This window comes from Amycolatopsis sp. lyj-23 (assembly GCF_046549135.1).
Lineage (GTDB): Bacteria > Actinomycetota > Actinomycetes > Mycobacteriales > Pseudonocardiaceae > Amycolatopsis.
In genome coordinates this window covers 668,915-692,600 of record NZ_JAJPWN010000003.1, presented here as the reverse complement: position 1 = coordinate 692,600, position 23,686 = coordinate 668,915, and the positions used below count along the sequence as shown (strand labels likewise).

Here is a 23,686-nt window from a genome sequence, read left to right as displayed (position 1 = left end):
CCATACGCCGCCGCCCACGAGCCATATCCAGCGGGAATATCGCGCCACGGCGCACCGGCACGCACCCGCCACCGGATCGCGTCGATCAACTGCCGCTTGGTCCACATCGACGGTCGCCCGGGCCGCGTCGGCTCGGGCAGCAACGGCTCCAGCGCTGCCCACTGAGCGTCGGTCAGGTCGAACCGCCCCGCCACCGCTAAGGTGTCCACGAGGTCTCCGGTGTTCAGGTTTTTCTTGGTCGACGAACCAAATACCGGAGACCTCACCCATTTCGGCCGACGACACGCCCAGCACCGCCAACTCCAGCTCAACCCGCCGGAGACAACTTCGATACAGGCCCTAGGGGGAAAGATGCTGCTCGAGGGGGAGCTCGTCCGGCTGCGTGCGCTGGAGCCGGAGGACGCCGAGCGGATCCACGGGTTCGTGACCGACCCCGAGGTCGGCCGCTGGATGGAGAACGGCCACCCGCTTTCGCTGGCCCAGGTGCGCAAGAACTGCGAAGACCGCGCGGTCAACACCTACGAGAAGGTCGTCCTCGGCATCGAGGCCAAGGCGGAGCGGAAGCTCATCGGCGTCATCGACCTGCGGGACGCCGAGCCCGAAGTCGGCGAGGCCTACCTCGACGTCTACATCGGCGACGCGGAGTACCGCGCCGGCGGCGGCTACGGCACCGAAGCGCTGCGGCTGATGTGCCGGTACGGCTTCCACAACATGCGGCTGCACCAGATCACGCTGTGGGTGGTCGCCGAGAACGAGGTCGCCCGGCACGTCTACCGCAAGGTCGGGTTCGTCGAGGAGGGCCGCCACCGCGAGGCGTTCGTCGGCCTCGACGGGCAGCGCCACGACATGATCCTGATGAGCATGCTGAACGGCGAACTCAAGTGGTGAGCCGCTTGGGTGCCCGCAGCCGCCACGCCTCTTCGAGCAGCTCGCGCAGCTGATCGACGGCCACCCGGTCCAGGTCGATGATGATCATGCCGTGGCCGTCGTAGTGCGGGGTCGTGAAGAAGGCCGCGTCGCCGGAGTCCAGCAACGCGGCCTTCTCGTCTTGCCCGCACAGCACCACCAGGCCGCCCTCGGCCTCGGTGCGCAGCCGCGCGAAACCCTTGCCCGCCACCTTCAGCGCGGGCGTGCGGTACCACGTCGACACCTCCACCTCCGGCAGCCCGGAGGCGAGGTGCACGACGTCTTCCCAGGTCGTCATGGGTCCATTGTCGACCCGGTGTCTTGGAAAAACGGGAACTACGGCAGGCGGGTGATCCGGTCCGCCGCGGGCGGGGCCAGGTTCGGGTGGGCACCCAGGTACGCGACCAGTGCGTCGAGGTCCACCGGGCCACCGGCGAGGTTGGTGCCCTTGGTGAACTCGGCGAAGCCGTCCCCGCCGGCGGCGAGGAAGTTGTTCACCGATACGCGGTAGGACGCCGCCGGGTCGACCGGCGTGCCGTTGATCGTGATGTTCGAAACCCGCGAGCCGATCGGCGCGCCCGCCGAGTACGAGTAGTGCAGCGAGCTCGAAATCTGCAGGATCTTCGTGCCGCTCGCGGTCCACTGCTGTTCCAGCACGTTCTTCAGGTTCGCGCCGGTCAGCGTGATCGTCTGCATGATGTTCGAGAACGGCTGGACGGTGAACGCCTCGCCGTAGGTCACCACGCCGTCGCCCTCGCCGTTCGGCGACGACTTGTACGTCAGGTCGGCGCGGATGCCACCCGGGTTGGTGATCGCGACGACCGCGTTGTTCGACTGCGTGCCCGCGAGCTGCGCGTCGGCGATGACGTCGCCGAGCGGCGACTCACCGGCCGCGTTGCCCGCCGCCGGCAGGTCGGCGGTGATGGTGCCGACCGGCTTGTTCGCGATCGGCGCGGACTTGGTCTTGGCCTCGGCGACCAGCGCGGCCACGGCCGGGTCCGGCGTGACCGTGCGCGTGACGATCTCGTTGAACGCCTTGGTCTGCGAGCGGACGACGTCCCGCGTCTTCAGGCTGATCTTCAGGTCGACCACCGACAGCAGGCGGCCGAAGGACGAGCCCTGGATGACCGGCCGCGGCTGGCCGGCCGGGTCGTTGATCACGCAGTTGTACTGCTGGTGGCTGTGCCCGGTGAAGAAGGCGTCGACCTTCGGCGTCACCGCGGCCGCGATCGCGGCGGCCGGGCCGGGCCGCAGCTTGCAGTCGTTCGGGCCCTCGACCTCGGTGCCGTCACCCTGGTGCAGCAGCACGACCTGCGCCTTGACGCCGAAGAAGTCGAGCAGGTTCGCGGTCCGGTTGATCGCCTCGACCTCGTCGCCGAACTTCAGGCCCTTGATGGCCTCCGGCGTGACGACGGTCGGCAGGTCCTTCAGCGTGGCGCCGATGACGCCGACCGGCACGCCGCCTTCGAACTTGACGGTGAACGGCAACAGCGCGGGCAGGCCGTTGGTGAAGTACACATTGGACCCGAGGAACGGGAACTTCGCCCCGCCGAAGGTGCTCTGGAACTGGCAGCCGTCCGTCGGGTGGCAGCCGCCGAACTGCATGCGCTGCAGTTCCTTGTAGCCCTCGTCGAACTCGTGGTTCCCGACGACGGACGCGTTGACGCCGAGCATGTTCAGGAAGTCGATGGTCGGCTCGTCGTGGAACAGCGCCGAGGTCAGCGGCGAGGCGCCGACGTTGTCCCCGGCGGACACGACGAAGGAGTTGCGCACCTGCGCCTGCAGCTGCTTCACGTGCGTGGCCAGGTAAGCGGCCCCGCCGGCGTCCACAGTGGTGCCGTCCGACTGCACCACGCGCCCGCTGGAGCCGGACGGCGGCTCCAGGTTGCCGTGCAGGTCGTTGAACCCGATGATCCGGACGTCGGTCGTGGGGTCCGGGCGCTGGCCCGCGGACGCGGGTGCGGTGGTCACCGCCGTCGTAGCCAGCGCGGCCGCGGCGAACACCGCGAGCCGGGTCGAAAGCCTCATGAGTGTTCTTCCTCCGATTCGCGCCCAGAGTCCCGAACGGGCGCACGGCGGAGGATTCTGCCTCGCGAAGCAGTCACCTACCAGGGGCAAAAGAGGGACGTGAAGCGAATGTCACCTAACGGCTTCCCTTCCGGCGCATCCGCTCGGTCACTCTCCGTCCAGCTCGACCCGGGTTCCGCCGTCCGCCGACCGCTGGACCGCGTCGAGCACCCGGTGCACGCGCAGGGCGTGCGCGAAGTCGGGCAGATCGCCCTTGAGGTGGCGGGCGTAGGCGTGGGCGACGTTGTACGACGGCTCGGCGCTGCGGCCGGCCAGCTGCGGCAGCTCGTACCGGGCGGGCACGGTGAGCTTCTCCAGCGTGCCGGTCCGGCTGCCGCGCAGGGTCAGCTTCGCGATCCAGAACAGCGGGTCCGCGGCCTCGACGACCAGCGTGCCTTCGGTGCCGTTGATCTCCCAGTGGAAGTCCGTGGCCGGCGACGTCCCGCCGCGCAGGTGCACCGACGCGACGGCACCGCCGGTGAGGACCCCGGTCACGGCGATCTGGTCCGGCGCGGTCATCTCGACGGAGTCGCCGGTGACCTCGTCGCGCACCCGCGGCCGGACGGTCGCCATCGTCGCTGACAGCTCGCCGAAGCCGCCGAGGACCATGGCCAGCGCGTCGACGGTGTGCGCGAACGGGATGGTCAGCATCGTCGCCCCGCCGGCGGGGTGCAGCTGGTAGTCGCGGCCGGCCCGCACGCTCGGCCCCCAGTTGGCGCCCGACGCGATCAGCGACGTCGAGAGCACGCGGCCGACGTAGCCGTCCTTGATGAGGTCACGCAGGTAGCGCAACGCCGGCGCCGACCGCCCCTGCAGGCCGACGGCGGTCGTCTTGTCCCGCGCGGCTGCGGCCAGCGCCTCGGTTTCGGCCAGGCTGACGCCGAGCGGCCACTCGCTCAGCACCTGCTTGCCCGCGGCCAGCGCGGGCTCGATCAGCGCCCGGTGCTGCGGCACCTTGACGGCGACCACGACCAGGTCGACCTCCGGGTGCCGGGCCAGCTCGCCGGCGTCGCCGAAGGTCAGCGGCACGCCGTACTTCTCCCCGGCCACCCGCGCCGAGTCGGCACTGCTGCCGGCGAGCGCGCGGAGTTCGTAGCCGTCCACCGCGGCCAGCGCGGGCACGTGCGCGGTCGCGGCCCAGCCGCCGTTCGCGCTGAGCCCGACGATGCCGACCCGGACCGGTGCCATGAGCGTTCCTTTCGCCGTCTGCACAGACTCCGACGTGCCGAGCGTCGTGGGCATTCCCGGCTCGGCGCAAGCAGCATCCGGTTATGCCGCCATGACTTCGGTAACACCCCGCCCGGCGGCACCGATGAGGCGGACGTTCCGACATGTGGGGGAAAGATGGGCATCGAGGTCGTCCTCATCGTGCTGGCGGTCGTCGTCCTGCTCATCGGGGGCACGGTGTTCAGCGCGTGGCACGCCGAACGCGGCGAAGAGCGCGACGACGATCCGCGGCCCTGACCGATCGGCCCACCGCCGGTCGGCCGAGTGGCCGATGGGCGCGAGCTCTTCGACCGAAGCGGCACCGGCGGCAAGATCCATAACGTCGGTGGCATGACGAACGCACAGCTCACGGCCCTGCAGTACGGCTTCACCGGGTTCCTGGCGCTGTGGGTCGTGGTGCTCGTCCCGCAGCTGATCACCCAGCTCGCCCGCCACGGCGGCCTGCGGCTGCGCGGCATCGTCACGACGGCGGCGGTGCTGCTCTACGGCTGCATGACGCTCGCGGTCGTGCTGCTGCCGCTGCCGGGCCCCGGCACCCGCCGACTGGTCCAGACGGTGCAGCTGCACCCCTTCCAGTGGATCGCCGACATCCACACGGAGCTGCTCAAGCACGGCGGGACCTGGTTCACGACGCAGACGTTCCAGCAGGCGTGCCTGAACGTCCTGCTGTTCGTGCCGCTCGGGGTGTTCGCCCGGATCCTCTGGCGCCGCGGCCTGACCGGCACCGCGCTGATCGGCTTCGCGGCGTCACTGTTCATCGAGCTCACGCAGCTCACGGCGAACTTCGGCACAGCGCCGCACGTCTACCGCATCTTCGACGTCGACGACCTCATGAACAACACGTTCGGCGCAGTCGTCGGCTGGGTGTCCGGGGCGCTGCTGCTGGCGCTGTTCCGCCGTTCAACGGTCGACGTGCAGCCGGCCCGGCGCGAGCGGGTCCACTTCGCCGAGACGCGCTAACCGCGCTTTCCGCTGGAGGGCAGCCCGCTTGGCGGCCCGCCGGTCTTCCAGGACGACGACGAGCGCGGCGACGGCGAGGACCAGCGCAACCAGCCCGAGGACGATCGGAAGCTGCACGAAATCCTCCTCGGTACGGCGCTGTGCGGGAGATCACACAGGTTACGCAGGTAAGTGGCGAATCCGCTACCCCATGCGACGAGCCTGAGCGGTGAACCAGGTGTGGTCGGGGGTGAGCCAGCGGTCGAAGGCGAGATCGGCCGAGGTCAGAACGCTGTGGAGGGCCAGGCGGCGGCAGGTGAACTCCTGGTGCGCGAGCCCGCAGCCGGGCCGCGGACACCCGCTTGTCGCGTGCCGGCCCGTCCAAAATCCTCAGAACAAACCCCCGCCCTCCCTGGGGGCCGGCCCCGCTTCCAGCGTATCGGCGGCCACCGACAAAACCCGCCGAATTGCCGATCTGGAGGCTGCGTTGTCCACATTGCCCAAGGCCTGTGGACAGGCTTGCGGCCAGCGAAACGGTGGAACCGTGAAACGCGCGCTGAGCTGCAGCTGCAAACGGTTCGACGAGCGCGCGACTACGGCGGGCGAGTCCCCCGCGACAGCATCGCGCGGAACTCGAGCAGCGGATGCGTGACCCGGCCGGCGCCGCTGCCCAGCTCGAGGATCGAGGCCCCGGGTGGGACCGCGGCGTACACGATCTCGGCCTCGCCGTCCGGGGGAAGCAGCCGGTAGACATCGACGGGCGAGCCGTCCGCGGTGACCTCCATGGGTCGAGCGTGCCGGAAACCGGCCGGCTGTGCGGCGCGCTCGCTGATCGATCTCCGACCGGTCGGTGCCCACGCGCAGGCCGGCGAACGCGGCAAACCCAGGCGTGCCCGCACCGGGCGACATGCCCGCAAGCTGTGCCCGCACGTCACCCGACCGCGCCGCCGCCGGCCCGCGCGTGCCGGAAACTGGACCCGTGAGCACCCGACCCACCAAGGACCAGCTGGCCGCAGCGCACAACACGACCATCCCCGACGTCATCGCCCCCGGGCTCGACGTCCTCTTCTGCGGCATCAACCCCGGCCTCTACTCCGGCGCCCTCGGGCAGCACTTCGCCCGGCCCGGCAACCGGTTCTGGCCCGCACTCCACGCCGGCGGCTTCACCCCGCGGCGCTACGCACCGAGCGAGCAGGAAAAGCTGCTCGACCTCCGCATCGGCATCACGAACGTCGTCGCCCGGACCACCGCGCGTGCCGACGAGCTCACCGACGACGAACTTCGCGAAGGCGGGAAGCTCCTCGTCGCCAAGGTGCTCGAGTACCGCCCGAAATGGCTGGCCGTCGTCGGGATCACCGCCTACCGGACCGCGTTCGGCTTCCCGAAGGCGCGGGTCGGGGCGCAGGACCACCGGATCGGCGACACCCGCGTCTGGGTGCTGCCGAACCCCAGCGGGCTCAACGCGCACTGGACGCCGGCCGGCCTGGCGGCCGAGTTCGCTCTCCTGCGGACCGCATCCGAAGACTGTCGAAATCGTTGAACGGCCCGCGGGCCACCCTCAGTAGCGCCGACTGCCCCATCAGGTCCCTCCCCGTCCTGCCGAGCCACCCCACCAAGATCGACTTCTACTGAAAGTTTGCTGTGACCGGCGGATTGGGCCATGAGGGGGATTTGGCGTCATGAGCTGCGCAATCGCGACTCGTACCAAGCAGGAGGAGTCACTTCTGCCGGTCCACGCAGGGCGACCGGATGGCGCCGGAGACGTCCGGCACACAGGAGCGACGGCGCAGAGACGGAGGCCCGCGATGCACGGCATCGAGCCCACCCGCAGGCCCGCGGGGCCGGCCGGACCCGGGGGGCGCAGTCTCGGCGTGGCGGTCGTCGACCCGGTCCCGATCTTCCGCGACGGCCTCGCCGCGCTCGTGCACCGCAGCCAGGGGCTGCACTGGGCCGGGCAGGCCGCCAGCCACCACGCGGCCCTGCAGCTCTGCGAACAGGTCAAGCCGGACGTCGTCGTGCTCGACTCCGCGCTCGACCCGAACTGCCACCTGACCAAGCTGCTCAACGCCGGTGACCCGGCGTTGATCCTGGTCACGCTGATCCGGGACTCGAACCGCACCCAGCAGTACCTGGCGGCCGCGATCGCCGCGGGCGCGCACGCGATCGTGCCGCGGTCGATCGATTCACGACGGCTCGCCGAAGCGATCCGGCGGGCGCACAGCGAACGCCGTTACATCGACCCGGCGCTGGCCGCGCTGACCGCCCGGCCGAAGCGCGCGGCCGCCCCGAAGGGCGACCTCGCCCACGACAGCCCGCCGGCGCCGCGCGGCGGGATGCCGCTGTCCAGGCGTGAGTACCAAGTGCTCCAGCTGGTCGCCGAAGGGCTCGAAAACTCGGCGATCGCGAAGCTGCTTTTCCTCTCCGTCGAGACCGTCCGGACGCACGTGAAGAGCATCCTGCGCAAGCTTTCCGCCCGGGACCGGACACACGCCGTGACGATCGCCTTCCGCAGTGGCATCCTCGTCGCCCGGGCGGAGGACGGCCAGCTCCCGGTGACTGCCGACACAACGGCGCTCCCGGGGCAGCGCTGAGCCCGTTTCCCGTGGCCGGAGCCAAGAAATCCGGTACTCGGAAGTGCGGATCCGCTTGCTCTGGTTACCCACAGGTAATATCCTGAAGTTACCGGCGAGTAAGGCGAACATGTGCCCGGCCGGGGAGCCGAACACATTGGAGTGACGACATGGGCCACTACAAGAGCAACGTCCGAGACCTGGAGTTCAACCTCTTCGAGGTCCTGGGCGTGCAGGAGCGCCTGGGCAAGGGTGTGCTCGCCGAGTCCGACGAGGAGACCGCCCGCGGGGTGCTGTCCGAGCTGAACAAGCTCGCGACCGGCCCGCTCGCCGAGTCCTTCGCCGACGCCGACCGCAACCCGCCGGTGTACGACCCGAAGACGTTCAGCGTGAAGATCCCCGAGTCCTTCAAGAAGAGCTACCAGCAGCTCATCGAGGGCGAGTGGTGGCGCCTCGGCCTGACCAACGACCTCGGCGGCTTCGGCCTGCCCCCCACGGTCCAGTGGGCCGCGTCCGAGCTCATCCTCGGCGCGAACGCCCCGCTGTTCATGTATATGGCGGGCCCGAACTTCGCGATGATCGTCGACAAGAACGGCACCGAAGAGCAGAAGCACTGGGCCCAGCTGATGATCGACCGGGCCTGGGGCGCCACGATGGTGCTGACCGAGCCGGACGCCGGCTCGGACGTCGGCGCGGGCCGCACCAAGGCCACCAAGCAGGAGGACGGCTCCTGGCACATCGACGGCGTGAAGCGGTTCATCACCTCGGCCGAGCACGACATGAGCGAAAACATCATGCACCTCGTGCTGGCGCGCCCGGAGGGTCCCGGCATCGAGACCAAGCCGGGCACCAAGGGCCTGTCGCTGTTCCTCGTGCCGAAGTTCCACTTCGACTCGAAGACCGGTGAGCTGGGCGAGCGCAACGGCGCCTTCGTCACGAACGTCGAGCACAAGATGGGCATCAAGGCCTCGACGACGTGCGAGCTGACCTTCGGCCAGCACGGCACCCCGGCCAAGGGCTGGCTGCTCGGCGAGGTGCACGACGGCATCGCGCAGATGTTCCAGGTCATCGAGTACGCCCGGATGATGGTCGGCACGAAGGCCATCGCGACGCTGTCGACGGGTTACCTCAACGCGCTCGAGTACGCCAAGGAGCGCGTCCAGGGCGCCGACCTGCCGAACATGCTGAACAAGACCGCCCCGCGCGTCACCATCACGCACCACCCGGACGTCCGCCGCTCGCTGATGCTCCAGAAGGCGTACGCCGAGGGTCTCCGCGCGGTGTACCTCTACACCGCGTCGTTCCAGGACCAGCTGTGGACCGGCGAGGGCGACCAGAAGCTCGCGCACGGCGTCAACGACCTGCTGCTGCCCATCGTCAAGGGTGTCGGCTCCGAGCGCGCCACCGAGCAGCTCGTGCAGTCGCTGCAGACCCTGGGCGGGTCCGGCTTCCTGCAGGACTACCCGATCGAGCAGTACATCCGCGACGCCAAGATCGACTCGCTGTACGAGGGCACCACGGCCATCCAGTCGCTGGACTTCTTCTTCCGGAAGATCGTCCGCGACAAGGGCCAGTCGCTCGCGTTCGTCGCCGGCGAGATCAGCAAGTTCATCGAGTCCGAAGCGGGCAACGGCCGGCTCAAGAACGAGCGCGCGCTGCTCAAGCAGGCCCTCGAGGACACCCAGGGCATGCTCGGCTCGCTGATCGGCTACCTGACCGCGTCGCAGGAGGACCCGCAGAGCATCAACAAGGTGGGCCAGCACACGGTCCGCCTGCTGATGTCGGTCGGCGACCTGCTCATCGGCTGGCAGCTGCTCAAGCACGCCGAGGTCGCCATCGGCAAGCTCGACGCGGGCGCGTCCGCCAAGGACACCCCGTTCTACGAGGGCAAGATCGCCGTGGCCTCGTTCTTCGCGAAGCAGGTGCTGCCGGAGCTGACCGCCCGCCGCGCCATCGTGGAGGCCGCTGACAACGCGCTCATGGAGCTCGACGAAGCCGCGTTCTGATCAACGCATACCGCCGAAGGGCCTCTTCCGACACGGAAGGGGCCCTTCGGCGTTTCGCGGCCATATCGCCGGGGAATTCCGTCAGCAAGAGTCGCGGGACCGAGTGGCCGGTCCCGCGATCACCGAGAGGAGAAAGTCGATGACTATCGCCGGCATCATCAGCGCCATCATCGTCGGGCTGATCATCGGTGTTCTGGGCCGGCTGGTCGCTCCCGGCAAGCAGAACATCCCGATCTGGCTGACCATCGTGATCGGTATCATCGCCGCCTTCATCGGCACGGCGATCGCGCGCGGTCTGGGGTACGCGGACACCAAGGGCATCGACTGGCTGGAGATCCTCACCCAGGTGGTCCTGGCCGCGATCGGTGTCAGCATCGCCGCGGGCCTGTACGGCCGTCGTGGGGTAACCCGGTAACACCCAGGAGCCTCGGCCCGGCCGGTCCACCTTCGGGTGAACCGGCCGGGCTTTTGCGTGCCTACTGCTCGGCCGACGCGCGGGCGAGCACCACAGCGAACCCGGCGCCCACCACCAGCAGGGCCGCGGCCCAGGTCATCGTCGTGGTGATGGCGTGCGCCGAGGAACCGGCGGCGAGGGTCAGGAACAGGCTGCCGAACGTCGCCACCCCGACGACCTGGCCGAGCTGCAACGTCGTCGTGAGCAGGCCGCTGGCGTCCGCGGCGCCGGCGAGCGGGACGTGGGTGAGCGCGTGCGCCATCAGCGACCCGAACGCCAGGCCCATCGAAAGGCCGAAGAGCAGGAGCGCGGCGAAGAACAGCGCGCCGCCGTTTCCGCCGTCCTTCAGGCTGACGCCCAGCAAGGCGTACGCGACCGCCGACCCGACGTAACCGCACGGCGTCAGCGCCGCGTGGACGCGCTCGGGCAGCTTGTGCCAGAAGAACCCGCAGATGCCGAAGACCACGCCGCCGGGCGCCATGGAGAGCCCCGCGGACAGGGCCGTCTCGCCGAGGCCGGCCTGCAGGTGCAGGGCCACGCAGAAGAGGAACCCGCCGTAGGACGCCACCCCGGTGGCCAGCGCGGCCAGTCCCGGCGCGACCCCGCGGACCTTGAGGACGCCGAGGTTGACGAGCGGGTCGCGCACCCGGCGTTCCACGACCACGAACAGCACCGCCAGCAACACGCCCGCCGCCAGCGAGCCGAAGGTCCACGCGGGCCAGCCGGTTTCGTGCCCGAGGACCAGCGGCAGCACGACGAGCACCACCGCGGGCACGGCGATCGCGAGGCCGGCGAAGTCGAGCCGGCGGCCCGCCTTCGCCGCGCCGCCGGGCACCAGACGCAGGGCGAGCGCGGCCACGAGCACGCCGATCGGCACGTTCACCAGGAAGATCGGCCGCCAGCCCGCGCCGAAGAGGTCCGCGCCGACGAGCACCCCGCCGAGGACCTGGCCGGCCACGAACGCGACCGAGATGACCGCGGTGTACGCGCTGAGCGCCTTGGCCCGCGCGGGACCGCTGAACTGCGCCTGGATGACGCTGATGACCTGCGGCATCATCAGCGCGGCGCCGGCGCCCTGTGCGATCCGCGCGACAATCAGCAGGCCCGCGCCGGGCGCCAGGCCGCAGAGCAGCGAGCAGACGGTGAAGGCGACGACGCCGGTGACGAACAGCCGTCGCCGCCCGAACAGCTCGCCGAGGCGGGCGCCGGTGATAAGCAGCATCGCGTAGCCCACGGTGTAGCCGGAAACGACGAGCTGCAGCGCGGCGCCGGACGCGTGCAGGTCGGTGCGGATGTCGGTCATGGCGACGTTCACGACGGTGACGTCGAGCAGCGCCATGAACTGGCCGAGCAGCAGGACGGCCAGCATGAACCACGGCCGCCGGTCCGGCCGCGCGGCCCGGTCCGGGGTGGCCGGGGCGGATGTGGTCAGTGTCATGCGTCCGACCTTGGGGTTCTCCGGTTCCGGGCGGAGAGAGCCTGCTGGTGCTGGTACTGGGAACACCCGCATCGCCGAAAACTGTCGTACCCCTCGGGCACCATGGTCCGCATGACGTCGATGCAGGTCCACACCAGCCGCCGGGAGGAACTCGGCCAGTTCCTCAAGGCGTGCCGCGCGCGGATCGGCCCGGAGGAGGTCGGGCTGCCGCCCGGCGTGCGGCGCCGCACGAGCGGGTTGCGGCGGGAGGAGGTCGCGCTGCTCGCCGGCGTCGGCGTCACCTGGTACACGTGGCTGGAGCAGGGGCGGCCGATCAACGCGAGCGCGCAGGTGCTCGACGCGGTGGCGCGCACGCTGCGGATGGACCACCCCGAGCGGGAACACCTGTACCGGCTGGCGGAGCTGACGCCGTCGCGGCTGCCGTCGCCGGTCGAGGTGGTGCCGGAGGCGGTGCGCGAGGTGCTGCGCGCGCTGGATCCGCTGCCCGCCACGGTCGTCAACGGCCGGTTCGACGTGCTGGAGTCGAACGCGGCGCAGGAGGACCTGTTCCGGGAGTGGCACAGCCTGCCGTGCCTGCACAAGAACCTGCTGTGGTGCTGCGTGACCGAGCCGAACGCGCGGCGGTTCCTGCTGAACTACGACGACGAGGTGCCGCACATGGTCGCGCGGATGCGCGCCGAGTACGGCAGCCACGTCGGGGATCCGGCGTGGGAGGAGGACATCCGGCGGCTGTCCGCGCTGAGCCCCGAGTTCGCCGGGCTGTGGGCGCGGCACGAGGTGGCGGAACCGCGGCCGAGGGTGCGGGAGTTCGAGCACCCGCGGGCGGGCCGGATGCACTTCCGGCTGACCGAACTGGCCGTGTCGGAGGCACCCGGCCTGCGGATCCAGGTGTCCACTCCGGACAACGCGGCGACCTGGACGCTGCTGCCCCGGACCAGGCGGCCGGCATGACAGCGGTGGAGCTGAGCGATCAGGGGCTGACGTCGGTGCCTCCGCTGCCGCCCGACGTCACGCGGCTGGACCTGTACAAGAACTCGATCTCGGAGGTGCCGGGGTCGCTGTGGTCCCGGACCGGGCTGCGCGTGCTGAACCTCGCGGCGAACCGGATTTCCGCGCTGCCGTCGGGCATTTCGGCGCTGACGTCGTTGCACACGCTCGACCTGGCGCACAACCGGTTCGAGTCGCTGCCGGACGAGCTGGGCGACCTGCCCGGCCTGACCGAGTACCTGTACGTCAGCGACAACCGCCTGACGGAGTTCCCGGCTGCCTGGTGCCGGCTGAGCCGGCTGCGGTACCTGGGCTGCACGGACAACCGGCTCACGGCGCTGCCCGCGGACCTGTCCGGGTTCGCGGCGCTGCGCGAACTCCGGCTCTACCGCAACGAATTGACCGCGCTGCCGGAGTCGATCGGCGCGCTGAGTGCGTTGCGGGAGCTGCACCTGCGCGGTAACCGGCTGACTTCACTGCCGTCGTCGATCGGCTCGCTGAGCGAGCTGCGTCAGCTGGACCTGCGGGAGAACGCCCTGACCACCCTGCCCGCGTCGCTGGCCGGATTGTCCAAACTGGACAAGCTCGACCTGCGGTGGAACAAGCAGCTGCGGGAGCCGTCGTGGCTGCGCGACTTCGAGGAGGCGGGGTGCATGGTCCTTCGCTGACAACTCAACAGAGCACGGTCGGACGCGGACCGTAGGTCGCCGTGTGCGACGTACGCCGGACCTCGGTGCCGCTCGCGATGTCGTAGAGCACGCGCGTGTCGGTGACGCTGAAGCCGGACGTCCCGATCGAGGGCTGGCACGGCCCGCTCCCACCGGAGCCGAACTGGATCGGTGGCGGGTCGCCGGGCGTCTGGGCCCCGGTCTGGCCCTCGACGCGGAAGTGCCGGGTGCCCCAGATCCGGACGGTCACCGAGTCGCCGGAGACGGTGGCCTGGACGGCGATGCCGGTCGCCGCGTCGTTGGTCACCTTGAGCTCGACCGGACTGCCGTCGGCGTTGACGGCCTTGGCGTCCCGGCCGGCGGGGTAGCGGTCGAGGTAGTGGTCGTGGTCCAGGTGGCCGGCGTCGGCCAGGCCGGCGAGGTAGGCGGCGTTGTACAAAGTGGACGCCAGCTGGGAGACGCCACCACCGACGACGGCCGGGCCGGTGCCGTCCTCGTCGACGGGGGCGGAGACGTAGCCGGCGTCGGCGGTGCGCGGGCCGGAGCGGCCGCTGAGGCTGAACGTCTCGCCGGGCTTGACGATCGTGCCGGACACGCGGGCGGCGAGCGTCCGGTTGTTCGTCACGGCCGGGCCGGAGAGGTCCGTGGTGGTGAACTCGCCGATGACCTCCTTGATGCCGAGCGCGCTGGCGGCATCGGTGGACACGCTGGGCGCCGACGCGCTGTAGACCACGGGGAGGTCCCGCCCGTCGGTCTTCTTGAGCACGTCGATCAGCGGGCGGAAGGTCTTCTCCCAGTCCACCTTGCGGGCGTCCTCGGAGGGCTCGACCGTCGGCTGGTCACCGGTGAAGACGATCTGCGCGTCCTTGCCGTCGGTCTCGGTGCTCGCGAGCGGGTCCTTGAGGGCGGCCTGCAGCTTGCCCTGGTCGATCCGGACCTCGAGGGCCCCGCCTTCGACGGGCGCGAACTGGAACGCCGACGCGATCGTGGCGGGCTTCAGCGGGACGTCCTTGCCTTCGCCGTGCACGACGACGGGTTTCGCGACGGCGGGCACGACGATCTGCCGGCAGGCGGCCTGCACGCCGGCCGCGGTCGCGCGCACGGGCGTGATCGCCATGGCGAGCTTGACCCCGCCGGGGTCGAGCCAGTGGTCGGTGACGGTGTGCACGGCGCCGCCGACGTCGGTCAGCTGCTGGCCCTGCCGCGGCAGGACGGGGTAGGCGGTGACCCCGCCGTCGCTGCCCGCGATCGGCGTGAACCCGACCGAGCCTTCGGTGGCGGGGTGGTTCAGCTTGCCCTGCGCGAGTTCCTGGACGGCCTGCGCGATCCGGTTCGGGTCGGTGCGGGTGGCCACCCCGACCTCGCGGCTGGTGAAGAAGGACATGATCCGCGTGATCGGACTGAGCGGCTGGTGCCCGGCGAGCCCGAGGGTGTTGGGCCAGTCGAGCCCGAGCCCGGACTGCGAGGGCACGAGTTCGGCCTGCACGTCCCCGCCGTGCACGACAACGGGCCGGATCAGCCGCGGCTCGAGTTCCCGGCGCAGCTTGGCTTCGGCGTCGGCGTGGGAGAGCCCGCCGACCTCGATGCCGGCCACGGTCACCCCGCGCGGCACATCGCCGGCGCTGACGAGGAGGTCGATGGCGTAGAGGATGACGAAGAGCCCGAGCGCGAGCCCGATGGCCATCATGGTCCGGGCGACGCCCTTGCGCAGCTTCCGGGCGGGAGTCTCCGGAACGGGCGGTGGCGCGGGGTTTTCGAGGAGCTCGCCGAGCAGGTCATCGGGGAAGAGATCGGTGGTGGCAGCGCCGTCGCCGGAAGGCGGGCCAACGGCGGGCGCGGCGACGACCGGAGGCCACTCGGGTTTGACTTCGGTGGCGGACACCTCGGCGAGGGTGGGTGCCTCGGCCGCTCCCGGCCACTCGGGCGGAACCCCGGCGGCAGCGCCCCCGACCGCCGCAGGCAGTTCGGCGGTCGCGGAAACCTCGGCGGGTTCCGGCCACTCGGGCGTCGAATCGCTGATCGGCGACGCAGGCGGCTCAGCGGCCGCGGGGAGCTCGTCCGCGGCAAGGCGCTCGGCGACCGCGGGGAGCTCGGCGGTCGTAGGTGGCTCGGCTGCCGCAAGAGGCTCGGCGGCCGCAGGCAGGTCGGCGGCCGCGGGCGGCTCGGCCGCGGCAAGGCGCTCGGCGACCGCGGGGAGCTCGGCCGTGGGCGGCTCCGCCGGGACAGCCGGTGGCTCGGGCGGTTCCGCGCTCGCCGGCTCGATCACCGGCTCCGCCGCCTCCGCAGCGGGCGATTGCGTCGTCGCCGTTGCGGGGGCGAGTTCGCGTACGGCCGCGCCCTCGTTCGCCTCTTCGTCTGCCACGCGCCTGCCTTTCGCGGGACCCGACCTACAGGTAGAGCCCCGTCCCGTGCTCGGTGCGCTCGGTCGCCACCGCGTGGATGTCGCGTTCGCGCATCACCAGGTGCCCCTCGCCCTGGATCTCGACCTCGAGCTGGTCCTCCGGGTTGAAGAGCACGCGGTCGCCGGTCTTGACGTTCCGCACGCTGTTGCCTACGCCCAGTACATCACCCCACGCCAGCCTGCGCGCGACCTGTGCGGTCGCGGGGATCACGATGCCGCCGCTGCTGCGGCGCTCGCCTTCTTCCGGCGACAGCCGCACGAGCACCCGGTCGTGCAGCATCTGGATTTCGAGTTTCGGCCCGTCAGACACGGCCTGCATGTTACTCGCCGGTCCGGGGCGCACCGGCCATGACCAGGCTCAGCTCGCGCACTCCGCCGTCCTCGATCCGCACCGGGACGCCCCAGTCCTGCCGGGTGATCCGGCAGGCGGGGTGGTCACCGCCGTCGTCGCAGCTCGCGGCCTGCGCGACGACCTGCAGCACGCCTTCGGTGACGCCCGGCGCCAAGCGGATCCTGCGGGTGAGGTCCGTGCCCGTCCCGCCGCCGTCGGCCAGCAGCGAAGGCGGCGACGCGCTGATCTCGAGCCGCGTCGACGGGCCGAAGCGGTCGTCCAGCTTCTCGCCGGGCGGGGCCGTGAACACCACCGAAAAGTCGATCTCGCCCGGCGCGAGCACCGTCGGCGGGCGGCGCACGGCGTGCGCGTCGCCGGTGACGAGCGTCGGCTCGGCGGCCGGGAGCGGGCCGATGCGGTTGCCCGCGGACTCGACGACCAGCAGCTCGCCGTCGTGCAGCAGGAGGCCCTGCGGCTCGGCGAGCCCGGTGGCGATCGTGGTCACTTCGCGGGTGAAGACGTCGAAGCGGCGGACCGCGCCGTTGTAGGTGTCGGCGATCGCGATCTTGTCGCCGGGCAGCACGGCGAGGCCGAGCGGGTGCTGGAGCAGCGCCTCGTCGGCCGGCCCGTCGGTGTGGCCGAAGGAGAACAGGTCGACGCCGATCGCGGTCTGCACGGTGAACGACTCGCCGTCGGGCTCGATCCAGCGCAGCGCCGACGTCTCCGCGTCGACCAGCCACAGCTTGTCGCCGTCGACGGCGAGGCCGGACGTCTGCGCGAAGAACGCTTCGCCGACATCGCCGTCGCGAAGACCTTCGACGGTCGTCCCGGCGAAGCGCCGGATCGTGCCGCCGACCGGGTCGAACACGCTCAACGTGTGGTTGCCCGCCATCGCGACGACGACCCCGCCGGCCGGGCCCCACCAGACGACGTCCCACGGGCTCGTGAGGTCGACTTCGGCGGCCTTGCCGGAATCCGCCCCGGTGCGCCACTGCGCGCCCGTGCCGGCGACCGTCGTCACCTCGCCGGTGATGAGGTCGAGGCCGCGCAGCCGGTGCCCGGCCGTGTCGGCGACGACGGCGTGGTAGCCGACGCGCTCGGCGATGTCGTACGGCAGCAGTGCGATGCCCGACGGCTCGGTGAAGGTCGCGATGTCGAACGGGCCGTCCTGGCTCCCGCGGGCCCCGCTGCCGAAGCGGCGGATGACGGTCTCGCCGTCGGACGCGAACTCGACGATCGCGTGGTGCCCGGTGTCGGCGACCAGCACGCGGCCCTCGGCGGTGGCGACGGCCTTGCTCGGGAACCGCAGCTCGCCGGTCTGCTCCTCGACCGGCACGTACGGGCTGCCACCGCGCCGGAGCGTCCCCTTCGCTTCGTGCTTCGTCACGAGGTCCGCGATGACGCGGCGAAGCGCCTCTTCGTGCCCTTCGCCCGCGGCGACGTGCACCACGTACCCCTCGGGGTCGACGACGACCAGCGTCGGCCACGCGCGGACCGCGTACTGCGACCACAGGTCCATCTTCGGGTCGTTGACCACCGGGTGGTGGACGTCGTAGCGGCGGACCGCGGCCTCGATCGAGGCGCGCTCGCCCTCGTGCAGGAACTTCGGCGAGTGAACACCGATGGTGACCAGCACGTCCGCGAACTCGGCCTCCAGCGGACGCAGCTCGTCGAGCACGTGGAGGCAGTTGATGCAGCCGCTGGTCCAGAAGTCCAGCAGCACGACGCGGCCGCGCAGCTCGGCGAGGGTGAGCGGGCGGCCGCCGGTGTTCAGCCAGACGTCGCCGCGCAGCTCGGGGGCGCGCACGCGGCTCTGCGGTCGTGGAGAAGTCACGGCATGAGTGAACTACACGCGTTCACGCTCTGTTCCGCGGTCCGCCCGATGAGAGAACAAACTCACCCGGCCGTGGCCACCTGCGAGAGCGCGAAAAAGGAGGCGCGGGCGGGTGAGCCGCCGCTTAGGCTCGGGTCATGACCCCCGTCCAGCCGGCCGGCGCCCTCACCCCGGAGGAGGCGCGGCACCTGCAGGAGAACCTCCGGGAACCCGTGCGTCCCGGGCTGAGCGAAGCCGAGCTCGACGACGTCGAACGCCGGTTCGGCTTCCGCTTCGCCGCCGACCACCGGACGTTCCTGGCCGCCGGCGTCCCGATCGGCGACCGCTGGCCGGACTGGCGCTGCGGCAACGCCGAGCAGCTGCGCAAACGGCTGGCGTGGCCGGTCGACGGCGTGCTGTACGACGTCGAGCACAACGGCTTCTGGCTGCCGGACTGGGGCACGCGCCCGGTCGGCCCCGAGGACGCGGTCCGCGAGGCCCGGCGGCGCCTGGCCGACGTGCCGCAGCTGGTGCCGGTGTGCGGCCACCGGTACCTGCCCGGTCTGCCGGGCACGGTGGGTTATCCGGTGCTGTCGGTGTACCAGACGGACATCGTCGTTTACGGCAGTGACCTGCGGGATTACCTGCACCGCGAGTTCGCGGCCGGCATCAGCGCGGCCCCACCGGACGGCCCCAGGTACATCCCGTTCTGGTCCCGGTTCATCGACTGATCAGCTGTCGCGGCGCAGCATGCGGCTCACGCCCGCCGCCACGGTGGTCGCCAGGATCCAGCCGGACGCCGTGAAGCCCGCCGCCACCCAGTTGTCCGCGCCGTGCATGTACCACCGCGACTTGTTGCCGAAGTCGACGATCGGGACCAGCAGGTCCGCCGTGTAGATCACCGGGTTCCACTGCAGGCCGGTGTCCTGCTGGTTGACCACGCACCGCCGGCCGTTCGCGATGACCTGGTGCGCCGGCTCCGCCGACTTCCACGTCACGCAGTCGTCCGTTCCGAAGCCGAACCACAGGCTGCCCAGCACCAGCAGCGCCAGCAGCCAGCCGAGCGCCCGCACCGGGCGGTAGCCGTAGCCGACCATCGATCGCTGGAGCCAGCTCCACAGCCGGACTCCCGGGCCGAAGAACTTGAAGCCGCGGGCCAAGGCCTCGTAGCGGAACTGCTGCTTGCGCAGCGCCACCGTCGAGGCGTGCTCTTCGTTCCCCGCCGCGCGCAGCATGTGGGCCAGCTGGTCGTACGGACCCGGGCGGTAGCCGCGCATGGCCTTGCGCAGCAGCTCGATCCGCTCGTCCAGCGCCTTGTCGTCGTCGAGCGGGATGCCCTTCTTCAACGCGTCGTAGCGGAAGTCGTCCAGCTCGATGCCCTCGGACGCGGCCCAGAACTGGTTGTTGTCGCTCAGCGTTCCGCAGTGGGCCCGGCGCAGCACCACGCGGCCGGCCGGTGGCGAACTCGGCGTCAGGACGAACTCGTCCGCAGCGACGTCGCCCGCGTCCAAGGCCACGCCGAACGGCGGCAGCGAGCCCAGCTGGGAGCCGCGCAGGTCGACGCGCCGGGCCACCTGGGCGCCGTCGAGGTTGACGCCGCCCTCCGCCACGAACGGGCGGCCGTTGTTGTCCCGCAGCGTCAGGTCGCGGCCGACGCGGCCGGTCCGGACGTCGAGGGAATAACTGCTGGTCGCGCGGCGGCCGGGGTCGGTCAGGCGGGTGCCCGCCAGGTTGATGCTGCCGCCGACGTCCACGCCCTGCAGGCGCAGCGTGCCGTGGATCGTGGCGTCCGTCAGCTGGAAGTTGCCCGCGATCTTCGACCGGCGCGCCGAGAACACGTCCCGGCCGGGGTGGCGGAACATCGAGTTCCAGGCCAGGAAGTTGCCGCCGATCGTGACGTCGGCCAGGCGCAGCTGGCCGGCCGGGACGCGCAGGCTCGTCGCCTCGATGTCCCCGCCGATCTCGGTGCCGTCCAGGTGCAGGGCGCGGTCGTAGTACGGCACGGTTTTGCCGCGCTCGACGCGGATCTCCGCGCCGGCCAGCCGCAGCGAGCCGCCGATGCGGGCGTTGACCATCCGCAGCGTGCCCAGCGCCTGCAGGCCGTCGGACAGCTCGACGTTGCCGTCCACGCGCATCCGGTCGGCGACCAGCGCCGGGCGCGGGTCCAGGTACGGGTCGTTGGACTTCCAGGCGTCGACGGCGATCGGGCCGTGCTGGGACACCGTCAGCTTCGCCTCGCGCAACGAGATGTCGCTGTCCACCGTCGCGCTCGGCAGGTACATGATCCCGGTGGCGGAGAAGCGCTTGCGCTGGCTCGCGGGCCCGTAGTTGTCCACCTCGCACAGCAGGCTGCCGCCGATGTGCAGGCCGTTGCCGTTGAGCGCGAAGCCGTCCGGGTTGTTCAGCGTCGCACCCGAGAAGTTGACGTTACCGCCGGTCCGCACGCCCGGGAGCCGGACTTCGCCGTTCGCGACCATCCGGTAGGCCAGCAGCGCGCCGGTCAGCACGAGCCGGTCCGCCTGGATCGCCTTGCCGTGCGGGTGCGAGATCACCGTGCGGGTCAGCACCATCGACCCCTCGATGACCGCGTCGGTCAGGTTGACCGCGGCGTTCGGCATGCCGCGCTCGCGGTCGTCGCCGCGCTGGACGGTCGTCTCCTCGATCTCCCGCCGGTCGCCGTCGACCTGCACGACGCTGCGGATCAGCCGGACGTCGTTGCGGCTGCGCATGTTGCGGGCCTTGAGCCCCGGCAGCCAGCACTTGCGGAACACGAGCCCGAGCAGGTTCGCCTCGCGCACGTCCGGCGGCTGCTCGAACCGGCACCGCTCGAACCGGAACAGGTACTTCAGGTCCGCGGCCCGCAGGTCCAGCGTCCCGGTGATGTAGGCGTCCTCGACGTAGACGATCGGGGCGTTCGTGGCCTGACGCCGCCAGCGCATCAGGCCCGCGTTGCCGGGTTTCAGCAGTTCGGAGGCCTTGACCTCGTACCGGCGGTCCGGGATGCCCGCGAAGGGGTCGAGCGGCGGCAACGCGCTTTCCGTCGACATGACCCCTCCCTCACCCCGCCATCAAGGTAGCGAAAAAACGGCGGAAACGGTGCCGGAACACCGTTTCCGCCGTCGGGCTCCTCAGGCGTTGGGGTTGAGCACGCGGGCGAGGAACGACTTGGTCCGCTCCTCCCGCGGGTCCCCGATGACCTGGTCGGGCGGCCCCTCTTCGACGACGACGCCGCCGTCCATGAACAGGACCTTGTCCGCCACCTCGCGCGCGAACTGCATCTCGTGCGTGACGACGACCATGGTCATGCCGTCCTTGGCGAGCTGCTTCATCACGCCCAGGACGTCGCCGACGAGCTCGGGGTCCAGCGCGGACGTCGGCTCGTCGAACAGCATCAGCTTCGGCTGCATCGCCAGCGCCCGCGCGATCGCGACGCGCTGCTGCTGCCCGCCGGACAGCTGCGCCGGGTAGTTCTTCGCCTTGTCGGCGAGCCCGACGCGCTCCAGCAGCTCCAGCGCACGCTGCCGGACCTGGGCCTTCGGCTCGCGCCGGACCTGGATCGGCGCCTCCATGACGTTCTCGAGCGCCGTCATGTGCGGGAAGAGGTTGAAGCGCTGGAACACCATGCCGATGTCCTTGCGCTGGAGCGCCACCTCCTTCTCGCGCAGCTCGTGCAGCTTGTCACCGCGCTGCCGGTAGCCGACCAGCACGCCGTCGACGTAGAGCCGGCCGGCGTCGATCTTCTCGAGGTGGTTGATGCAGCGCAGCAGCGTCGACTTGCCCGAGCCGGACGGCCCGATCAGGCAGAGCACCTCGCGTTCGTGCACCTCGAGGTCGATGCCCTTGAGGACGTCGACGCTGCCGAAGCTCTTGCAGATCTTCTGCGCGGAAACGACGGGGGTCATGCGGTCCCTCCTCCGCCCCGGCCGAACAACCGGCTGCGCAGGCCGGTCCGCGGGGTGACGTCGCGCGCGGTACCCCGGGCGAAGTACTTCTCGATCTGGATCTGGACGAGCGTCAGGATCGACGTCATGAACAGGTACCAGATCACCGCGGTGAGCAGCAGCGGGATCGTCTTGAAGTTCTGTGCGTAGATGGTCTGGACGGCGACCATCAGCTCGAAGTAGCCGATCGCGACCACCAGCGACGTGGTCTTCAGCATCGCGATGGTCTCGTTGCCGGTGGGCGGCACGATCACCCGCATCGCCTGCGGCAGGATGATCCGCCGCAGCGTGGTCGTCCGCTTCATGCCGAGCGCGGACGCCGCCTCCAGCTGACCGCTGTCGATCGACTGGATGCCGCCGCGCACGATCTCCGCCATGTACGCGGCCTCGTTGAGCCCGAGGCCGAGCAGCGACGCCGTGAACTGGTTGATCAGCGTGTTCGTGTCCCACGAGACGAACTCCGGCCCGAACGGGATCCCCAGGCCGAGCCGCGGGTAGGCGAACGCGAGGAAGTTCCAGAACACGAGCTGGGTGATCAGCGGGGTGCCGCGGAACAGCCAGATGTAGATGCCGGCGGCGCCCTTGGTCAGCGGGTTCGGCGACAGCCGCATCACCGCCAGCAGGACACCGCCCACGATGCCGATGAGCATCGAGATCACGGTCAGGATCAGGGTGTTCTGCAGACCGCGCAGCACGCGGTCGTTGAACATGTAGTCCCAGACGACCGGCCAGCCGAGGTTGTCGTTCGTGACGATGCTTCGAACGACGATGAAGGCGACGAAGAGGACGACCACCCCGGCCGCCCAGCGCCCGTAGTGGCGCACCGGGACGGCCTTGATGGGTTCGGTGTCGACGGGCACCCGTTCACCAGGGGGCGCGTCGGGGGAACTGGACACTTGCTGAGCCCTCTCTGCCCGGCTCAGGAGGCCGCCGGGTTGAGTTCCGACTTGGTGACCGCGCCGGCCGCCGACAGGCCCCACTTGTCGAGGATCTTCTTGTAGGTGCCGTCGTCGATCAGGGCCTGGACGGCGCTCTGGACCGCCTTGGCGTAGTCGCCGCTGCCCTTCTTCAGGATGATGCCGTAGGGCGCCGTGTCGTACGGGTCGCCGACGACCTCGAGCTGCCCATTGGTCTGCTTGACCGCGTAGTCGACGACCGGGGAGTCGGCCAGCTCGCCCTGCACCCGCTTCGCGGTCAGCGCGAGGTTCACGTCGGTCTGGGCCTGCAGCTGGGTGACGTCGATCGCCGGCTTGCCCGCCGAGGTGCACTTCTGCGAGCGGGTCTGCAGGTCGTCGACCTGCGTGGTGCCCTTCTGGACACCCATCTTCTTGCCGCAGAGGTCGTCGACGTTCAGCTTGTCGGGGTTGCCCTTGAGCACGCCGAGCGACGTCCCCGCCTTGTAGTAGCTGACCATGTCGACGATCTGGAGCCGTTCGGCGTTGACGCTGAACGACGACATCGCGAGCTCGTACTTGCCGGCCTGGATGCCCGGGATGATCCCGTCGAAGGCGGAGTTCTGGAACTCCATCTTCAGGCCCAGCTTCTGCCCGATCGCGGTGCCGAGGTCGACGTCGAAGCCGGTGACCTTGCCGCTTTCGTCCTGGAACTCGTTCGGCGGGTAGCTCTGGTCCTGGCCGACCAGGATCTTGCCGTCGGCCTTGATCGCGTCGGGGACCATGGCCGCCAGCTTGTCGTCCTTGGCGACCGTGCCGATGTCACCCGATCCGGTGCCCGGGGCGGCCGCGGAGCTGGAGCTGACGTTGCCCGCGCCACTGCCTCCCGCTCCGCACGCCACGGTCAAGCCGACCAGGGCGAACGCCGGCAGCAGGGCGATCGCCTTCAGCTGGGTTCCTCGGGCCACGTCGTCACTCCTTGTAGTTCTCAGGTTCTGAGAGCACGCATATTGCCACTCATCCATACCAAAGCACAGCACCGTGA

At 70.5% G+C, this 23,686-nt stretch carries 23 protein-coding genes; 9 read left to right on the top strand and 14 right to left on the bottom strand.

Annotation, left to right across the window (positions count from 1 at the left end; genetic code table 11):
- Positions 1-209 (bottom strand): transposase (locus ACLJPY_RS09355; RefSeq protein ID WP_410587598.1); only part of this gene is annotated, 209 nt, incomplete at its 3' end.
- 142 nt (positions 210-351) lie between these two features.
- Here ACLJPY_RS09355 and ACLJPY_RS09350 point away from each other — a divergent pair.
- Positions 352-888 carry a GNAT family N-acetyltransferase gene (locus ACLJPY_RS09350; RefSeq protein WP_410587597.1) on the top strand — a complete coding sequence of 179 codons (537 nt, stop codon included), beginning with the start codon at positions 352-354 and terminating at the stop codon, positions 886-888.
- On the opposite strand, the gene ACLJPY_RS09345 is transcribed toward ACLJPY_RS09350, so the two are convergent.
- The 3 genes from ACLJPY_RS09345 to ACLJPY_RS09335 all read right to left on the bottom strand — a co-directional run bounded on the left by ACLJPY_RS09345 (position 878) and on the right by ACLJPY_RS09335 (position 4,161).
- The gene (locus ACLJPY_RS09345) at positions 878-1,204 is read right to left on the bottom strand and encodes an MmcQ/YjbR family DNA-binding protein (RefSeq protein ID WP_410587596.1); all 327 of its coding nucleotides are present in this window, start codon (positions 1,202-1,204) and stop codon (positions 878-880) included. The two genes, ACLJPY_RS09350 and ACLJPY_RS09345, sit on opposite strands and share 11 nt — an antisense overlap.
- A gap of 38 nt (positions 1,205-1,242) precedes the next feature.
- Entirely contained in the window at positions 1,243-2,934 is a 1,692-nt protein-coding gene (locus ACLJPY_RS09340) for a bifunctional metallophosphatase/5'-nucleotidase (RefSeq protein WP_410587595.1), read from the bottom strand.
- 147 nt (positions 2,935-3,081) lie between these two features.
- Positions 3,082-4,161, bottom strand: a complete 1,080-nt coding sequence (locus ACLJPY_RS09335; protein WP_410587594.1) for a Gfo/Idh/MocA family protein — start codon at positions 4,159-4,161, stop codon at positions 3,082-3,084.
- A 369-nt stretch (positions 4,162-4,530) separates the two neighbouring features.
- Here ACLJPY_RS09335 and ACLJPY_RS09330 point away from each other — a divergent pair, with 369 nt between their 5' ends.
- Complete coding sequence (locus ACLJPY_RS09330) at positions 4,531-5,160, top strand: VanZ family protein (protein WP_410587593.1); 630 nt, start codon at positions 4,531-4,533, stop codon at positions 5,158-5,160.
- Here ACLJPY_RS09330 and ACLJPY_RS09325 read toward each other — a convergent pair.
- Both ACLJPY_RS09325 and ACLJPY_RS09320 read right to left on the bottom strand, forming a co-directional pair.
- Positions 5,101-5,277, bottom strand: coding sequence for a hypothetical protein (locus tag ACLJPY_RS09325; protein WP_003058066.1), 177 nt, complete (start codon positions 5,275-5,277; stop codon positions 5,101-5,103). The two genes, ACLJPY_RS09330 and ACLJPY_RS09325, sit on opposite strands and share 60 nt — an antisense overlap.
- Before the next feature lie 455 nt (positions 5,278-5,732).
- Complete coding sequence (locus ACLJPY_RS09320) at positions 5,733-5,924, bottom strand: hypothetical protein (RefSeq protein WP_410587592.1); 192 nt, start codon at positions 5,922-5,924, stop codon at positions 5,733-5,735.
- Between the two features lie 194 nt (positions 5,925-6,118).
- On the opposite strand from ACLJPY_RS09320, the gene mug reads away from it, so the two are divergent.
- The 4 genes from mug to ACLJPY_RS09300 all read left to right on the top strand — a co-directional run bounded on the left by mug (position 6,119) and on the right by ACLJPY_RS09300 (position 10,130).
- Positions 6,119-6,679, top strand: a complete 561-nt coding sequence (gene mug, locus ACLJPY_RS09315; RefSeq protein ID WP_410587591.1) for a G/U mismatch-specific DNA glycosylase — start codon at positions 6,119-6,121, stop codon at positions 6,677-6,679.
- A gap of 265 nt (positions 6,680-6,944) precedes the next feature.
- Positions 6,945-7,730 (top strand): response regulator transcription factor, encoded by a 786-nt coding sequence (locus tag ACLJPY_RS09310; RefSeq protein WP_410587590.1) that lies wholly within the window; start codon positions 6,945-6,947, stop codon positions 7,728-7,730.
- Positions 7,731-7,879: 149 nt separating this feature from the next.
- The gene (locus tag ACLJPY_RS09305) at positions 7,880-9,715 is read left to right on the top strand and encodes an acyl-CoA dehydrogenase (RefSeq protein ID WP_410587589.1); all 1,836 of its coding nucleotides are present in this window, start codon (positions 7,880-7,882) and stop codon (positions 9,713-9,715) included.
- 139 nt (positions 9,716-9,854) lie between these two features.
- Positions 9,855-10,130: a GlsB/YeaQ/YmgE family stress response membrane protein gene (locus ACLJPY_RS09300; protein WP_410587588.1), complete on the top strand. Its 276-nt coding sequence runs from the start codon at positions 9,855-9,857 to the stop codon at positions 10,128-10,130.
- 61 nt (positions 10,131-10,191) lie between these two features.
- On the opposite strand, the gene ACLJPY_RS09295 is transcribed toward ACLJPY_RS09300, so the two are convergent.
- Positions 10,192-11,607, bottom strand: a complete 1,416-nt coding sequence (locus tag ACLJPY_RS09295; protein ID WP_410587587.1) for an MFS transporter — start codon at positions 11,605-11,607, stop codon at positions 10,192-10,194.
- Between the two features lie 111 nt (positions 11,608-11,718).
- On the opposite strand from ACLJPY_RS09295, the gene ACLJPY_RS09290 reads away from it, so the two are divergent.
- Both ACLJPY_RS09290 and ACLJPY_RS09285 read left to right on the top strand, forming a co-directional pair.
- Positions 11,719-12,558: a helix-turn-helix transcriptional regulator gene (locus ACLJPY_RS09290; RefSeq protein ID WP_410587586.1), complete on the top strand. Its 840-nt coding sequence runs from the start codon at positions 11,719-11,721 to the stop codon at positions 12,556-12,558.
- The gene (locus ACLJPY_RS09285) at positions 12,555-13,262 is read left to right on the top strand and encodes a leucine-rich repeat domain-containing protein (RefSeq protein WP_410587585.1); all 708 of its coding nucleotides are present in this window, start codon (positions 12,555-12,557) and stop codon (positions 13,260-13,262) included. Before ACLJPY_RS09290 ends, ACLJPY_RS09285 begins: the two co-directional genes overlap by 4 nt.
- A gap of 4 nt (positions 13,263-13,266) precedes the next feature.
- On the opposite strand, the gene ACLJPY_RS09280 is transcribed toward ACLJPY_RS09285, so the two are convergent.
- From ACLJPY_RS09280 to ACLJPY_RS09270, 3 genes are all read right to left on the bottom strand, one after another.
- Positions 13,267-15,405 (bottom strand): VanW family protein, encoded by a 2,139-nt coding sequence (locus ACLJPY_RS09280; RefSeq protein ID WP_410587638.1) that lies wholly within the window; start codon positions 15,403-15,405, stop codon positions 13,267-13,269.
- Positions 15,406-15,649: 244 nt separating this feature from the next.
- Positions 15,650-15,982, bottom strand: a complete 333-nt coding sequence (locus ACLJPY_RS09275) for a GroES family chaperonin (RefSeq protein WP_013230909.1) — start codon at positions 15,980-15,982, stop codon at positions 15,650-15,652.
- A 1-nt stretch (position 15,983) separates the two neighbouring features.
- Positions 15,984-17,801, bottom strand: a complete 1,818-nt coding sequence (locus ACLJPY_RS09270; RefSeq protein ID WP_410587637.1) for an NHL domain-containing thioredoxin family protein — start codon at positions 17,799-17,801, stop codon at positions 15,984-15,986.
- Between the two features lie 164 nt (positions 17,802-17,965).
- On the opposite strand from ACLJPY_RS09270, the gene ACLJPY_RS09265 reads away from it, so the two are divergent.
- Positions 17,966-18,538 (top strand): hypothetical protein, encoded by a 573-nt coding sequence (locus ACLJPY_RS09265; protein WP_410587584.1) that lies wholly within the window; start codon positions 17,966-17,968, stop codon positions 18,536-18,538.
- Here the strand turns inward: ACLJPY_RS09265 and ACLJPY_RS09260 are convergent, their stop codons facing one another.
- From ACLJPY_RS09260 to ACLJPY_RS09245, 4 genes are all read right to left on the bottom strand, one after another.
- Entirely contained in the window at positions 18,539-20,854 is a 2,316-nt protein-coding gene (locus ACLJPY_RS09260; protein ID WP_410587583.1) for an oxidoreductase, read from the bottom strand.
- Positions 20,855-20,935: 81 nt separating this feature from the next.
- Entirely contained in the window at positions 20,936-21,709 is a 774-nt protein-coding gene (locus tag ACLJPY_RS09255) for an amino acid ABC transporter ATP-binding protein (RefSeq protein WP_410587582.1), read from the bottom strand.
- Positions 21,706-22,608 carry an amino acid ABC transporter permease gene (locus ACLJPY_RS09250; RefSeq protein WP_410587581.1) on the bottom strand — a complete coding sequence of 301 codons (903 nt, stop codon included), beginning with the start codon at positions 22,606-22,608 and terminating at the stop codon, positions 21,706-21,708. The genes ACLJPY_RS09255 and ACLJPY_RS09250 overlap by 4 nt, the downstream gene beginning before the upstream one ends.
- 59 nt (positions 22,609-22,667) lie before the next feature.
- Positions 22,668-23,609, bottom strand: coding sequence for an ABC transporter substrate-binding protein (locus tag ACLJPY_RS09245; RefSeq protein ID WP_410587580.1), 942 nt, complete (start codon positions 23,607-23,609; stop codon positions 22,668-22,670).
- Between the last annotated feature and the right edge of the window lie 77 nt (positions 23,610-23,686).